At 36.5% G+C, this 14,598-nt stretch carries 14 protein-coding genes and 1 other annotated feature; of the genes, 3 read left to right on the top strand and 11 right to left on the bottom strand.

The window, feature by feature from the left end; all coding sequences use genetic code 11:
- Positions 1-47: 47 nt before the first annotated feature.
- From WCV66_RS10890 to zapA, 5 genes are all read right to left on the bottom strand, one after another.
- Positions 48-452 carry a DUF350 domain-containing protein gene (locus WCV66_RS10890; protein WP_066326916.1) on the bottom strand — a complete coding sequence of 135 codons (405 nt, stop codon included), beginning with the start codon at positions 450-452 and terminating at the stop codon, positions 48-50.
- Positions 453-467: 15 nt separating this feature from the next.
- Positions 468-2,828: an endonuclease MutS2 gene (locus WCV66_RS10885; RefSeq protein WP_066326914.1), complete on the bottom strand. Its 2,361-nt coding sequence runs from the start codon at positions 2,826-2,828 to the stop codon at positions 468-470.
- A 65-nt stretch (positions 2,829-2,893) separates the two neighbouring features.
- Positions 2,894-4,618, bottom strand: coding sequence for a DNA polymerase/3'-5' exonuclease PolX (gene polX / locus WCV66_RS10880; RefSeq protein ID WP_338788960.1), 1,725 nt, complete (start codon positions 4,616-4,618; stop codon positions 2,894-2,896).
- 123 nt (positions 4,619-4,741) lie between these two features.
- Positions 4,742-5,281 carry a CvpA family protein gene (locus WCV66_RS10875; protein ID WP_066326911.1) on the bottom strand — a complete coding sequence of 180 codons (540 nt, stop codon included), beginning with the start codon at positions 5,279-5,281 and terminating at the stop codon, positions 4,742-4,744.
- A 9-nt stretch (positions 5,282-5,290) separates the two neighbouring features.
- On the bottom strand, positions 5,291-5,563 hold the full coding sequence (gene zapA, locus WCV66_RS10870; protein ID WP_396652579.1) for a cell division protein ZapA: 273 nt from the start codon (positions 5,561-5,563) through the stop codon (positions 5,291-5,293).
- 109 nt (positions 5,564-5,672) lie between these two features.
- On the opposite strand from zapA, the gene rnhC reads away from it, so the two are divergent.
- Positions 5,673-6,611 (top strand): ribonuclease HIII, encoded by a 939-nt coding sequence (gene rnhC, locus WCV66_RS10865; protein WP_066326907.1) that lies wholly within the window; start codon positions 5,673-5,675, stop codon positions 6,609-6,611.
- A gap of 50 nt (positions 6,612-6,661) precedes the next feature.
- Here rnhC and pheT read toward each other — a convergent pair whose 3' ends face one another.
- The 3 genes from pheT to WCV66_RS10850 all read right to left on the bottom strand — a co-directional run bounded on the left by pheT (position 6,662) and on the right by WCV66_RS10850 (position 11,388).
- Positions 6,662-9,076: a phenylalanine--tRNA ligase subunit beta gene (gene pheT / locus WCV66_RS10860; protein ID WP_338788959.1), complete on the bottom strand. Its 2,415-nt coding sequence runs from the start codon at positions 9,074-9,076 to the stop codon at positions 6,662-6,664.
- Positions 9,077-9,195: 119 nt separating this feature from the next.
- Positions 9,196-10,230 (bottom strand): phenylalanine--tRNA ligase subunit alpha, encoded by a 1,035-nt coding sequence (gene pheS, locus WCV66_RS10855; protein WP_066326904.1) that lies wholly within the window; start codon positions 10,228-10,230, stop codon positions 9,196-9,198.
- 64 nt (positions 10,231-10,294) lie between these two features.
- Positions 10,295-10,586 (bottom strand) — a binding site (T-box leader).
- A gap of 49 nt (positions 10,587-10,635) precedes the next feature.
- Positions 10,636-11,388, bottom strand: coding sequence for a TrmH family RNA methyltransferase (locus WCV66_RS10850; protein WP_066326900.1), 753 nt, complete (start codon positions 11,386-11,388; stop codon positions 10,636-10,638).
- Positions 11,389-11,500: 112 nt separating this feature from the next.
- On the opposite strand from WCV66_RS10850, the gene sspI reads away from it, so the two are divergent.
- A complete protein-coding gene (gene sspI / locus WCV66_RS10845) occupies positions 11,501-11,710 on the top strand; it encodes a small acid-soluble spore protein SspI (protein ID WP_066326898.1) in 210 nt (69 codons plus the stop codon).
- A gap of 39 nt (positions 11,711-11,749) precedes the next feature.
- On the opposite strand, the gene WCV66_RS10840 is transcribed toward sspI, so the two are convergent.
- Complete coding sequence (locus WCV66_RS10840; RefSeq protein WP_338788958.1) at positions 11,750-12,835, bottom strand: M42 family metallopeptidase; 1,086 nt, start codon at positions 12,833-12,835, stop codon at positions 11,750-11,752.
- Between the two features lie 83 nt (positions 12,836-12,918).
- Positions 12,919-13,407 (bottom strand): dUTP diphosphatase, encoded by a 489-nt coding sequence (locus WCV66_RS10835; RefSeq protein ID WP_066326894.1) that lies wholly within the window; start codon positions 13,405-13,407, stop codon positions 12,919-12,921.
- Positions 13,408-13,528: 121 nt separating this feature from the next.
- On the opposite strand from WCV66_RS10835, the gene WCV66_RS10830 reads away from it, so the two are divergent.
- A complete protein-coding gene (locus tag WCV66_RS10830) occupies positions 13,529-13,924 on the top strand; it encodes a sigma-w pathway protein ysdB (protein WP_066326892.1) in 396 nt (131 codons plus the stop codon).
- A 58-nt stretch (positions 13,925-13,982) separates the two neighbouring features.
- On the opposite strand, the gene WCV66_RS10825 is transcribed toward WCV66_RS10830, so the two are convergent.
- Positions 13,983-14,564 carry a TVP38/TMEM64 family protein gene (locus WCV66_RS10825; RefSeq protein ID WP_066326942.1) on the bottom strand — a complete coding sequence of 194 codons (582 nt, stop codon included), beginning with the start codon at positions 14,562-14,564 and terminating at the stop codon, positions 13,983-13,985.
- Between the last annotated feature and the right edge of the window lie 34 nt (positions 14,565-14,598).

The raw sequence follows: 14,598 nt of genomic DNA, 5'->3' as shown, positions 1-14,598 counted from the left end.
CATAACCCAAATAAAACTTTAGCTAAAGTCTCCAACTCACACTCTCCTTATATCCCTGCTCCAATGACAAACGATAAACCCACTGATATAACAAGTGAGATAAAGCCAACCGCTCGATTGTCCTTTTGTATTTCTTCATCTATTCTGAACTTTGGCGTCATAAACTCATAAATAAAGTAGCCTAATAGCAAGAGAATAAAACCAAATAGTCCAGATCCCATCATTTCCAATAAGCTATCATGTTGGTTAATTGAAAATCTAAAAATATTTGCAATGCCGAAGATTTTTCCCCCTGTTGCCATTGCAACAGCCATATTTCCATTTTGAATTTCTTCCCAATTTTTATATTTTGTCACAAGCTCAAATATTGTTAAAAACACAATAATACAAAGAACAACAACACTGTAGTAAGCAGCAATTTGGACTAATTCATTTTCCCAGAATCCTTTCATCACATCTTCTCCCCGCTATTTGAGTTCGACAATGGTTACTCCAGACCCACCTTCACCTGCTTCTCCAAATCGGGTGTTTTTAACACTTCGATGGCTTTTGAGTAATTCTTTTACACCTGTCCTAAGAGCTCCTGTACCTTTACCATGAATAATAGATACTCTTGGGTAACCAGCTAATACAGCATCGTCTAGGTATTTTTCTACTTTAAGTAGTGCATTTTCAAAGCGTTCACCACGTAAATCTAATTCAAGAGAAACATGATAATCCTTACCTTTTACTGTTGCTAAAGGTCTTTCATGTACCTCTTGTTTTGGTCTCTTTATATATTGAAGATCTTTTTCTTTTACTTTCATTTTCATGATGCCCATTTGAACCTGCCACTCATTTTCACTAACCTTTTCAATTAAATGACCTTTCTGGTCAAAGCTAATCACTTTTACTTCATCCCCAGGTAAAAAGGATTGCTTTGCTGGTTCTTTCTTTTCAACTTTTTTGCTCTTCTCAAATGCTGGAATTGCATCTTCTAAGCGTTTTCTTGCATCAATGAGCTCATGCTCTTTTACTTGTGCATTGTGATCTTTTCTTAACTTTCTTAATTCATGAATAATCTTTTCTGCTTCTTGGCGTGCTTCCTCAACCTTTTCTTCAGCTTTGCGTTCAGCTTTTTCATACAAAGCGTCACGCTCCTGATTAAACTCAATAATTTGTTGTTGGAGCTCATAATGAAGCTGTTCGGCTTCCTTGCGAATTTTTTCCGCTTCAATCATCTCATGCTCAGCTGATTTTTTACTGGTTTCTAATGAAGCAATCATCGTATCTACCTCATTACGTTCATCACTCATTTGCGCCCTTGCCATATTTATGACATGTTCTTGCAAGCCCAGTCTCTTTGAAATTTCAAATGCATTACTCCGGCCAGGTACACCAATTAATAGCTTATAAGTTGGACTTAATGTTGTAATATCAAACTCAACGCTTGCATTGATGACACCAGTACGATTATATCCATATGCCTTAAGCTCAGGATAATGAGTGGTCGCAACAACCCGTGCTCCTCTGTTATATACTTCATCAAGGATTGAAATGGCGAGTGCTGCACCCTCCTGAGGATCAGTACCTGCTCCAAGTTCATCAAAAAGCACTAAGCTTTTTTCATCAACCTTATCAAGAATATCAACTATATTAACCATATGCGAAGAAAACGTACTCAAGCTCTGCTCGATTGATTGTTCATCACCAATATCAGCATAAACCGCATCGAACACAGCGATTTCAGAACCATCAAGAACAGGAATTTGCAAGCCAGCCTGTGCCATTAATGTACATAAACCCAACGTTTTTAACGCAACTGTTTTACCACCTGTATTTGGACCTGTAATCACGATTGTAGTAAAGTCTGTTCCCAGTTCAATATCGTTTGGAACAACCTCATCTTCGGGTAAAAGTGGGTGCCGTGCCTTAAACATTCGAACAACACCTGTGTTATTGACAGCTGGCTTAATTCCTTTAATTTGTTTTGCATATCTTGCCTTCGTAAACATAAAATCCATTTCTGCTAAGCAATAAACATTTTGTAAAATATCTTGACTATTCTCAGCAACCTCTTCAGATAAAAGTCTTAAAATTCGTTCAATTTCAACCTTTTCCTTAACTTTTGCTTGTTGTAAGATGTTATTCAAATCAACGATCACCTGTGGTTCAATAAAAAGTGTAGCACCTGAGCTTGATTGATCATGTACAATTCCCCCATATGAACCACGATATTCCTGTTTAACTGGTAAAACAAAGCGATCATTTCTTATAGTGATAATTGCATCTGAAAGCATTTTTGTTGCAGAAGATGAACGAATCATTGATTCTAGCTTATCTCTAACTCTTGCTTCTGTTGTGCGAAGCTGCTGACGAATGCCCTTTAATGTGTCACTTGCACTATCTAAAACATAACCATTATCATCGATACATTGTGAGATGTTTTTTTCAAGGTCTATTAAAAGCACAATTTTTTCAGCAAGCTCTGGTAAGTGGTGTAATTCAATATCTTCTTCAACCATTTTTTCAATAAAGCGTTTCATATTTCGTCCAGCATAAAGTGTTCCAGCCACTTCGATTAATTCAGACGCACTTAGTAAACCACCGATTTTTGCACGCTTAACAGTTGCTCTAACATCTACTAATCCTCCAAGTGGTGCATTGCCTTTTAAGCGTAACACCTTTGCAGCCTCATCTGTCTCCTCTTGAGCGGTTATCACTTCTTCATAATGACTAGAGGGAATTAACGCTTTTGCTTTTTCTTTCCCTAATGAGGAAGATGCATGCTTAACAAGCTGCTCTTTAACTTTTTCAAATTCTAATACATGAAATACTTTCTGCTGCAAACCTTAAACCTCCTAAATAGAAAAGCGCAAGCTCATTGATCATCCAAGTCGCTATTCTAACTGAATTATTCTTTATGATGTCTATTTAAAAATGCTTGTAGCTTATCAATTTCCCAAGTATTTATCACATTGTCGCTTTCAATCCAACCTTTTTTCGCAGTTGATACCCCTATTTTCATATGTTCAAGCATTTCTTTATTATGGGCATCTGTATTGATAACAAGCTTTACACCTGCTTCTTGTGCTTTTCTGACATGTTCAGCACTTAAGTCTAGTCGATTAGGATTGGCATTTAACTCTAAGGCTGTATCCGTTTCTTTTGCTAATTGTATTAGCATATCTACATCTACATCATAGCCTTTTCGCTTTCCAATTAGACGACCTGTTGGATGAGCAATAATGTCAACATGCTGATTATCCAAAGCGGTTTTTAAACGGTTCATAATCACTTCTTGTGACCCAGAAAAGCTTGAATGAATCGATGCAATAACAAGATCCATCTCACTTAATAGCTCATCATCATAATCTAAAGTTGCATCTGGTAAAATATCCATTTCTACTCCTGCAAGGATCGTAATATCATCATATTCATCATTTAACGCATGAATTTCTGCTCGCTGTGCTCGTAACCGCTCAGGTGTCAATCCATTTGCGACCTTTAAATATTGAGAGTGATCTGTGATCGCAATATAGCTATAACCTTTTTTGCGACACTCCTCTACCATTTCCCGAATTGTAAAAGCACCATCACTCCAGGTTGAGTGCATATGTAAATCACCTTTTATATCGTCTAATCGGATGAGCTTCATTTTATTATTGAAAACATCTACCTCTGAACCATCCTCGCGTATCTCTGGATCATAATGTGGGAGATTAAAATACTCATAAAATTCAGCTTCAGTTGCAAATGTTTTGATTTCGTTCGTTTCAGTATTTTCCACACCGTATTCACTTATTTTTTCCCCACGCTCTTTCGCAAGCTGTCTCATTCTTACATTATGATCCTTAGAGCCGGTAAAATGATGTAGGGTAGTTGCAAATTCAGTAGGCTTAACTAAACGAAAGTCCACGCTCACTTCATAGTCATAGCCTAATTGGACCGAAACCTTTGTATCACCACTTGCGATAACATCAGTTAAAAAAGGCATTGCTAAAAGCTGATCCCTAACCATTTCCGGCTCATTTGTCGAAATGATGAAATCTAAGTCCTTTATGGTTTCTTTCATTCTGCGAAGACTACCAGCTTTTGAAAACTTTTCTATGCAATTACACTGCTCTAAATATGCTTCTATTTCTTCTGCTATTGGAAGCATGAACGCTAATGAAAGACGCTCAGGACGACTCCCCATTTCTGCAATCGCTGCTAAAATCTTTTCTTCAGATTTTTTTCCAAAGCCAGCTAATGCTTGAATTTTATTTTCCTCACAAGCCTGCTTCAATGCTTCAACACTATCTATATGTAATTCCTTATATAACTTAGCAATTTTTTTGCCACCTAAACCTGGTAGTTTTAACAGTGGTAAAAGCCCAGCTGGAACCTCTTCATTTAGTTCATCTAAAATTTCTGACTTTCCGGTTTCTACATATTCCTCTATAACTGCTGATGTCCCTTTTCCAATACCAGGAATTTTTGTAAAATCATCGATTAAAGCTAAACTTCTGTCATCAGTCTCTAATGCATTCGCTGCTTTTCGAAACGCTGATATTTTAAAAGGATTTTCACCCTTAAGTTCCATTAGTATTGCTATATTCTCCAATAAACGAATTACGTCCTTTTTATGAATATCCATTTTTTCACCTCTATTATTAATTGCATGTTAATAAAAATGATACAAATAATTAAACGAAAAGTACAATTTTTTAAAAGCATCCATAAAGTAAAAGAAAAAAACTTCTCTATGTAAGCAGAGAAGTTATGACATGTACTGAATCCATAGTTCATTTACTTTATTAGAAAAATACGGAGTATGATTTACAATTAAATCAGCTAGCATTGATTGGTCTAACACTACCTGAAGTTGTTGAATTGGAATAAGCGCTCCTATAAATAGGAAAATAAATAACAAGAGGTATGATTCTAGAAAACCTAAAATTGACCCTGCCCATCTATTTAATTGTTTTAAAATTGGTAATAAAGCAACAAAATCTAACATAGAACCAATTATTTGCATAACAATCTTTGTACCTATAAATAATATAACGAACGCAACTGCACGATAATATGCACCTTCTAAATTATCACCGTTTATCAAAGAAAGGATTGCCGGTCCCTCATTTGTCACAGGATACGGAACCCATAGCTTTAATTTCGGTGCAAGATCATCGAAATACTGGTATGCTACAATATATGCGACGATAAATCCTGTCAAATGAACAAATTGCAGGATAAAACCGCGTTTTAGGCCAACTAGTATTCCGAATAATAGAATAATAAATAATACTAAATCTAGCATTTGTATGCTTCAATCCTTTTCTATGATTTGTTTCTCTAGTTTTTCATAATCTTCTTTTAACTTTAAATAGTCATGAACTATATTTACTGCTGTTAATACAGCAAGTTTATTTATATCAAGAGAAGGGTTCTTACTATTAATCTCTCTCATTTTATCATCAACAATTGAAGCAACTGCACGAATATGACTTGTGCTTTCTGTACCTATAATTGAAAATCGTTGACCATATATATCTACTATCGTTTTCGATTTAGGGCGATTTGACAACGATGAATCCTCCATTTCTTGCAAATCCTACTCACTATCATAACATGAGAATAAAGGATATGGGAAGAAGTTCAATTTTTCAAACACTTTGTATCCAATTTTGTAATGCGAAAGGATGTCTCCATTGGCAAATTCAGTAATTAAGGTAAATTTAGCTACTATAAAAAAAATGGAAGTTCATTATGCAGCTAATAAAACGGACAAAATACCACCAGGTGCTTATTTTTCTGCAAAAGCAAATGGCTGTACCATTACTGCATATAAATCCGGAAAGGTTTTATTTCAAGGTGGGACTGCAGATGCCGAGGCTTCAAGGTGGGGGACTCAAACTCCAACTATGAAGAAACCTGCACAATCTTCTTCTAGCAAAACTCCAACCGAATTTAAAACACCCTCCAATATTTCAAGTTTATCGATTATTGGTTCTGATGAGGTTGGGACCGGCGACTTTTTTGGTCCAATTACAGTTGTTGCGGCTTTTGTTAAAAAGGAACAAATTCCTTTACTACAAGAGCTCGGAGTTAGGGATTCTAAAAATTTAAAAGATCCGCAAATAATTGCGATTGCTAAAGATCTAATTAATACAATTCCATACAGCCTACTCGTGCTTCATAACGAAAAATACAATGAGCTTCAACAGCAAGGCATGTCACAGGGAAAAATGAAAGCCTTATTACATAATCAAGCGATCAATAAACTCCTTGAGAAAATAGCTCCTGAAAAACCTGATGGATTATTAATTGATCAATTTGTTGATCCACTCATTTATTTTAAGCACCTACAGGGGAAAAAAGTTGTGAAAGAGAACGTTTATTTCTCAACAAAAGCGGAAGGCGTTCACTTGGCAGTTGCCGCTGCATCGATTATTGCAAGATATTCTTTTGTAAAAGAATTTGAGCGTTTATCTGAAAAAGTCGGAGTTACGATTCCAAAAGGAGCGGGAGCACAGGTTGATGTAGCAGCTGCTAAGATTATTAAAAAAAGCGGAAGTCAGTTTTTAGCTACTATCACTAAAAAGCATTTTGCTAATACTGACAAAGCAATGAAGTTAGCGAAAAAATAAAAACAAAAGGGTAAGCACTAGTTTATGTGCTTACCCTTTTATCAATACTATTACCCGCGTAATGTTGCTCCAACTTTCTCTTCTACTGCTTTTAACACTTTATCATGTGCTTTAGTTACATCTTCATCTGTTAGCGTGCGCTCAGGGTCGAAATAACGAAGGGAGAATGCAACAGATTTCTTACCTTCTTCAAGACGATCTCCTTCATAAAGATCAAAAACAGATACATTTTTTAGCATTTTACCACCTGCTTCAGTAATAATCTGTTCAATCTCTCCCGCAACAACATCCTTATTAACAACAAGAGCGATGTCTCTTGTGATTGAAGGGAAACGAGGAATGACTTCAAAACGAGTTTCAGCTACTTCAACTGTTAAAAGATCTACTAGAGATAGCTCAAAAACATATGTTTCGGTTAAATCTAATTGTTTTTGAACAGTTGGATGTATCTGACCAATGAACCCAACAAGCTTTTCGCCTAGGAATAGCTCAGCAGTTCTTCCTGGATGCATTCCTTCACGATTTGCTTGTTTATATTGGATATGCTTTGTTAAACCAAGAAGATCAACAAGTCCATCAACTATTCCTTTTACAACATAGAAATCAACAGGTTTCTTTTCTGCTTGCCATGAATGTGAATGCCATAATCCTGTAACAGCAGCAGATAAACGTTCTTTCTCAAGCGGTTGAAGATCTTTACCTTGCGTAAGGAAGATTGATCCAATTTCATAAAGTGATACTTGATCGATTTGTCTTGCTAAGTTGTATTTTAACGCATCTAATAAATGTGGAAGTAGGCTTAAACGTAATACACTGCGTTCTTCACTCATTGGTAGCGCAAGCTTTGTTAATTCAGATGCTTCTAGTGCATACTTTGCTGCTTTTTCTTCACTTGTTAATGAATAGGTGATTGCTTGATTTAAACCAGCACCTTCTAAGTAACGACGTACTTTACGACGCTTTTCCTGATAATCGGTTAATTTACCTGGGAATGCTTGCCCGATAGGTAAAGTTGTTGGAATATTGTCATAACCATAAAGTCTTGCAACTTCTTCTACTAAGTCCTCTTCAATTGTAATATCACCACGTCGAGTAGGAACAGTTACAGTGATTGTTGAATTATCAAGCTTTACACCGAATTGCAGACGCTCAAATATCGTCTTCATTTCTTCTGCTGAAATATTCATTCCAAGTACACGATTCACTTTCTCAACAGTTGTTTGAACTATAACTGGTTCGAAGGTTGTAGATTGTACCTCAACAGTTCCTTCTAACACCTCGCCACCTGCATATAAGGAGATTAGCTCAGCTGCACGCTCAGCTGCTGGAAGAACACGGTTTGGATCAACACCCTTTTCATAGCGAGCACTTGCTTCACTTCTTAGTCCGTGATCTTTTGATGCATTACGGATTGTTTGCCCGTCGAATAATGCAGATTCTAGTAAAACAGTTTTTGTATCAGATTGTACTTCAGAATTCGCTCCACCCATAACACCTGCAAGAGCAACTGGCTCAGTTCCATTTGTTATCACTAAATGATCTACAGTTAATGTGCGCTCTTGATCGTCCAATGTCACAATCTTCTCACCATCTTTTGCACGACGGACAAGAATTTCCTTCGAGCCTAAGCGGTCATAATCAAATGCATGCAATGGCTGACCATATTCTAACAATACAAAGTTTGTAATGTCGACTACGTTATTATGAGGACGAATACCTGCAGCCATTAATCGAGTTTGCATCCATAATGGTGATGGTGAGATTGTTACATTTTTAATAACCTTTGCTGTGTATAATGGGTTGTCTTCTGTTGCTTCAACCTTTACTGTCACTGCATTCGATGCTTTATCCGCAGTGCTTTCATAAGAAATCTCAGGATATTTCACTTCAAGGTTTAATATGGCAGCAACCTCATGTGCAACGCCAAGCAAACTTAATGCATCTGCACGATTTGGTGTTAAGCCTAACTCAAGGACAGCATCATCAAGGTTTAGTTGCTCAAGTGCATCAGCACCAACTTCTACATCACTTGGGAAGACAAAAATACCTTCAGAGTATTCTTTCGCAACTAGCTTTGATTCAATGCCAAGCTCCTGTAATGAGCAAATCATCCCATTTGATACTTCCCCTCGAAGCTTTGCTTTCTTAATTTTAAAATTCCCCGGTAAAACAGCACCTACAGTTGCAACAGCAACCTTCTGTCCTTTATCCACATTCTTTGCACCACAAATAATTTGAACAATTTCACCGTTTCCAAGATCCACTTGACATTTATTCAGTTTATCAGCATCTGGATGCTGCTCTTTTTCAACGACATGACCGATAACAACACCCTTCATGCCCTCGTTTAATACGTCAACACCCTCTACTTCAATTCCACTCCGTGTAATCTTTTCAGCTAATTCATCAGGTGTGATTCCTGTTAAATCAACATATTCTGCTAACCATTTATATGAAACAAACATGTTAAAAGCCTCCTTATATTGTTAAGAACTATATTAATTTTGCACAATGGATAAGTGCTCGACATCCAGCTCCAGCTTATGCTTGCCTGAGTCTGGTCAAGGCGCTTGCGCTTTTGTTCTTAAGCTCGTTTAAATTGTTTTAAGAATCGTACATCATCTGTATAGAAATGACGGATATCATCAATGCCGTATTTTAACATCGCAATTCGTTCAGGTCCCATTCCGAATGCAAAGCCACTGTATTTCTTTGAATCAAATCCAGCCATTTCCAATACATTTGGATGTACCATCCCAGCTCCTAATATTTCGATCCAACCAGTACCCTTACAAACATTGCAGCCTTTTCCACCACAAGAGAAACAAGAAACATCAACCTCAACAGATGGCTCTGTGAATGGGAAGAAGCTTGGACGTAATCGTATTTCACGCTCATCACCGAACATTTTTTTCGCAAAAACTTCTAGTGTACCTTTCAGGTCGCTCATGCTAATGTTTTCATCTATAACAAGACCTTCAATTTGGGTAAATTGATGGGAGTGTGTAGCGTCATCATTATCACGACGATACACCTTACCAGGACAAATAATTTTCACAGGTCCTTTCCCTTCATGCTTTTGCATCGTTCTTGCCTGTACAGGAGAAGTATGTGTACGTAACAGCAATTCTTCAGTTATATAGAAAGAATCCTGCATATCACGTGCTGGATGTCCTTTAGGAAGGTTCAATGCCTCAAAGTTAAAATAATCTGTTTCTACTTCAGGACCTTCAGCTATTTGATACCCCATACCAAGGAATAGATCTTCGATTTCCTCGACTACTGCTGTTAAAGGATGATGATTTCCAACCCTTACTGGACTACCTGGTAATGTAACATCAATTGTCTCTTTTGCTAGCTTTTGTTCAACAGCTAGTTGCTCTAAATAGTCCTGTTTTCCTGATATCGAAGTAGCAATTGTTTCACGCACTTCATTTGCAAGTGCCCCCATTACAGGGCGTTCTTCAGCTGTAAGCTTACCCATCCCTCTTAAAACCTCAGTAATCGGGCCTTTTTTCCCTAAATATGCTACACGAATGTCATTTAATGCTTTTAAATCCTGCGCTTGTTCAACCTTTTCAAGCGCTTCTTGTTGAAGCTGTTTTAATTGCTCCTGCATTTGTAATTCCTCCTTTATTCATTATGCTTTAATAGTTTTTTTGCAAAATAAAAAACCCGCCCCTAAAAGGGACGAGTTTGAATTCGCGTTACCACCCTTGTTAACTGTATATACATAGTCCTCATACAGCTCACTTCATTTCCATAACGGTAAAAACCGGAGCACCTTTACGTTCTAGAGGTCGGAGTGGGAGGTTAGAAGTTGGTAAAACCTTTCTTCTCTGTACTCTATTGCGGTCCAAGTGTCAACTCAAGAGGTGAATTCATTTACTTCAATCCTAAAAATGCTTGCAGTCTAAGGCATTTTTTCCCTGGATGGACGAACTGTAAATTACTAGTCTCTGTCATCGTTTCATTCATATGTAATTTCTATCTTATTATAATCAAAACGATATGTTCCCGCAACCTATCCTTTTAAATGATAAAGAAGGATTCCTGTTGCAATCGCAACGTTTAATGATTCTGCTTCTCCATATATCGGAATATACAAATTCTTACTAGTACTATTCAGTAATTTATTGTTAACACCACTACCCTCGTTGCCAATAATAAGACAAAATTGCTCAGATGGTGAAGCCTCGCGATAGCTTACTCCATTTTGTAAGGAAGTCCCATAGGTAGGAATTTGCTTTTCGTTGTAAATTTCTAGCCACTCAAGTAAATTTCCTTTTACAATTGGTAAATGAAAAATAGATCCTTGGCTAGATCGAATACACTTTGAATTGTAGTGATCAACAGTACCTTCACCTAAAATAATACCGTCAATGCCAGCAGCATCTGCTGTGCGAATAATAGTTCCTAAATTACCTGGGTCTTGAACACTATCCACTAGAAGAATTCTTTTCCATGCCTCTGCTGAATGCTGTAATTGAAATTCACAAATTGCCGCGACCCCTTGTGGAGTTTCCGTATCACTTATAGCTTTCATTATTTCCTTTGTGATAAGCGTTATATTCAGTTGATCGACATTCCAATGTGTAGGAAGTGTTACATCTTCTGAAACAATTAGATCTTTTATAATTTCTTTTGTTTTTAATGCTTCCTCGACTAAATGTAGACCTTCTATGATATACGTTCCTGTTGCTTCACGTTCTTTTTTTGTATGTAGTTTTCGCCATTGCTTTACTTTTTGATTTTTAACTGATTCTATTCGATCCACAGTAAATCTCCTTTTGCCTATTTCCAATATCTCTTACCAATCATACATAATTCTTCGCCGAATAACAAACGCTAATCATAAGCAGTTAAAAATAACAAAGGAGTGTGTATAGATGAATTTAAATTTACGTCATGCAGTTATTTCAAACGTAACAGGCAATAGCCAAGATCAACTACAGGATACAATTGTTGATGCGATTCAAAGCGGTGAAGAAAAAATGCTTCCAGGTCTTGGAGTTCTTTTTGAGGTTATTTGGCAAAATGCCAATGAACAAGATAAGCAAGAGATGTTAACAACGTTAGAGCAAGGATTAAAAAAATAATGAAAAATGCTGGGTTAAATCTCCCAGCATTTTTCATTTTTATTCAAATGTAATTTTATCTACTGTTTCACGATCCAAGCGTTTTATTACTTCTGTGATCAATTTAACCGCATTTTCATAATCATCACGATGAAGCATAGCAGCATGTGAATGAATGTAACGAGTAGCAATTGTAATCGAAAGTGCTGGTACACCATTTGAAGAAATGTGAATAGCCCCTGAATCTGTTCCCCCTCCTGCAATTGCATCAAATTGATAGGGAATATTTAGTTCGTCTGCTGTATCTGTTACTAAATCGCGTAAACCTTTATGTGATACCATCGATGCATCATAAAGGATTATCTGTGGACCATCACCCATTTTGCTAGCCGCTTCTTTTTCCGAAATACCAGGAGTATCTCCAGCGATACCAACGTCCACCCCAAATGCAATATCAGGCTGAATAAGGTTAGCAGATGTACGGGCTCCACGTAAACCAACTTCCTCTTGAACTGTACCTACTCCATACACAACGTTTGGATGATCTGTTCCACGTAATTGTTTAAGGACGTCAATCGCTATCGCACAGCCAATTCGATTATCCCAGGCTTTTGCAAGTAGCATTTTTTCATTTTTCATAACGGTAAATTCAAAATAAGGAACAATTTGATCACCTGGCATTACACCAAATTCCTTTGCCTCTTCTCGGCTTGATGCACCAATGTCAATAAACATATCCTTAATATCAACCGGTTTTTTACGAGCTTCTGCTGGAAGAATATGTGGCGGCTTGGAACCAATGATTCCTGTCACATCACCTTTTTTCGTTACAATTGTTACGCGCTGTGCCAGCATGACCTGTGACCACCAGCCACCTACTGTTTGAAAGCGAAGAAACCCTTTGTCATCAATTTGCGTAACCATAAAACCGACTTCATCTAAATGGCCAGCAATCATAACTTTAGGACCGCTTTCATTACCAACCTTTTTTGCAACCAAGCTACCTAAATTATCTGTAAATACTTCATCAGAATAGTCTTTTATGTATTTTTTCATGACGTCACGAACTTCACGCTCATTACCAGGAATACCTCTTGCATCTGTTAAATCCTTAAGCATTGTTAATGTTTCATCTAGCTTTGTCATTATATAGCCTCCTTCAATTAACAATATCTTTATTATTATACAATAAAGGCTAAACGAAACGAAATAATGTCCTATAAAGGAAATTAATACCCTTGTTGCTGTCTTTCATGATTAACTTCATTTTTTGAAACATACGCTTTTTCTACCTGCTCATTAGAAAAGCCTAGAAGTTTACCTAAATACAAATATTCCTCAAACATTTTTTTATACTGACTAATGGATTGATTATTTTTAAATGCAGTTATTGTCTCATATACGATTAAAAATTGTTCTGTCATACTACGATCATCTTGCTTGTCCTCTATAGATAATGCTGGGTTAACCTTGATTTCTAAACCTAGTGATAGGATAAAGTGGACACCGTCTACATATTCTTCTAATATGACGTCAATCGCTGCAGGTGGCTTCAAACTCCAGAACTTAAAGCATCTTGTCTCATTAGCAAGCTCTCCTACTTCTACTAATAGAGCAAGAATTTTCCTTTCTGTTAGAGCTTCATTTTGTAGCTGGTGCTGTGTTTCAATTTTAGTATCTAATTGTTGCTGCATATTAAATAAATTTGTTAGATTCATACAATTATGCCTCCGTTCCTAAGATTTGTTCTAAAAAAGTATAACAAATTTTAAAAAACTTGAAACCTTTTTCTATTCTGAGTCGTATATAAGGAAAATTGCCCTCAGGAGGGGTTTTACCATGATTGTATTATTATTGCGAATACTATTAATTGCGCTCATTCTTTTTCTCGTTTACACAGGATTTAAATATTTATTTAATCCAAAACGAAAGCTTGAGTTAGCAAATGAACAAAAACAATTTTACCTCTTAGATGATAAAGTAAATGTACGTAAAAACTTTTTATTAACCTATAAGGGTGTTTTATTTGAGGGTGAAAAATATTTAGGCACTACCACAAATGCATTTGAAGTTGTTTCTATTTTCATATGGGCAAAATCCACAAGCAAATTACAAGGATTAACCTTAGCAGATTTTTCTCATATCGAAGATCAAATTAAGAAGCATTACCCATATGCTAAGATTGATTGGAAGAGTCCGATCAAAGAACTATTAATTAAAAAACGCGAACATTAAGGTTGAAAGCAAAAGGTACAGCGAGATGCTGTACCTTTACTTTTGTACGCATTATCATTCATGCCTTTTCTCTTGCAAAGAAATCATTCCATTTAATCAAAACCTGCTTTTCTCTGAAAAAATAAACAAGTACAACTAACAAGACCAAAATGATTGCCAAAATTATAGGTGATAATGATTGAATGGCTGCACCTAAAAATGTAAAACAAATTGCAGAAGGAATATGAGTCAAAAATGAAAGCTTCGTGTAACCTCGAAATGTTTTTGTTTTGTCTAAAATACATAACGAAATAAGTGAAAAATTAACAAATGGAATCATGCGCAATATAATGATCTGACCAATTGATAAATTGGTATATGTCCCTAACCATTTGACCTTCATTTTCTCAAATCGGTGCAATAATGTCGGAAATCCTTTTGAGATCAAATAAAAAAGGATACTTGAACCTGTAAGACCTAGCACTGAAAACATGGACCCTAATTCAGCTCCAAATAATACTCCACCAGCAATACAAACAACAGCTACAGGAATCAATAGAAATTGCCTAAAAAGGTGGAACAAAATAAAGAAAAGAGGGGCAAAATATCCAGTTGTTTGTATAGCTGTCATCACAGATGATGTTGCGAGTTCAATTGTCATCACCACTTTCTTGTTGTCATCTCCTGAGGATAGT

Source organism: Metabacillus rhizosphaerae, assembly GCF_037201795.1.
GTDB classification, from domain to species: Bacteria; Bacillota; Bacilli; order Bacillales; family Bacillaceae; genus Metabacillus; species Metabacillus rhizosphaerae.
This window is presented reverse-complemented; position numbering and strand designations above follow the sequence as displayed.

What these genes read in the sequence shown, in the direction of transcription:
- WCV66_RS10890 (WP_066326916.1), bottom strand. Translation starts at nt 452, where the DNA reads ATGAAAGGATTCTGGGAAAATGAATTAGTCCAAATTGCTGCTTACTAC.
- polX (WP_338788960.1), bottom strand. Translation starts at nt 4,618, where the DNA reads ATGGATATTCATAAAAAGGACGTAATTCGTTTATTGGAGAATATAGCA.
- WCV66_RS10875 (WP_066326911.1), bottom strand. Translation starts at nt 5,281, where the DNA reads ATGCTAGATTTAGTATTATTTATTATTCTATTATTCGGAATACTAGTT.
- zapA (WP_396652579.1), bottom strand. Translation starts at nt 5,563, where the DNA reads ATGGAGGATTCATCGTTGTCAAATCGCCCTAAATCGAAAACGATAGTA.
- pheT (WP_338788959.1), bottom strand. Translation starts at nt 9,076, where the DNA reads ATGTTTGTTTCATATAAATGGTTAGCAGAATATGTTGATTTAACAGGA.
- pheS (WP_066326904.1), bottom strand. Translation starts at nt 10,230, where the DNA reads ATGCAGGAGCAATTAAAACAGCTTCAACAAGAAGCGCTTGAAAAGGTT.
- sspI (WP_066326898.1), top strand. Translation starts at nt 11,501, where the DNA reads ATGAATTTAAATTTACGTCATGCAGTTATTTCAAACGTAACAGGCAAT.
- WCV66_RS10840 (WP_338788958.1), bottom strand. Translation starts at nt 12,835, where the DNA reads ATGACAAAGCTAGATGAAACATTAACAATGCTTAAGGATTTAACAGAT.
- WCV66_RS10835 (WP_066326894.1), bottom strand. Translation starts at nt 13,407, where the DNA reads ATGAATCTAACAAATTTATTTAATATGCAGCAACAATTAGATACTAAA.
- WCV66_RS10830 (WP_066326892.1), top strand. Translation starts at nt 13,529, where the DNA reads ATGATTGTATTATTATTGCGAATACTATTAATTGCGCTCATTCTTTTT.
- WCV66_RS10825 (WP_066326942.1), bottom strand. Translation starts at nt 14,564, where the DNA reads ATGACAATTGAACTCGCAACATCATCTGTGATGACAGCTATACAAACA.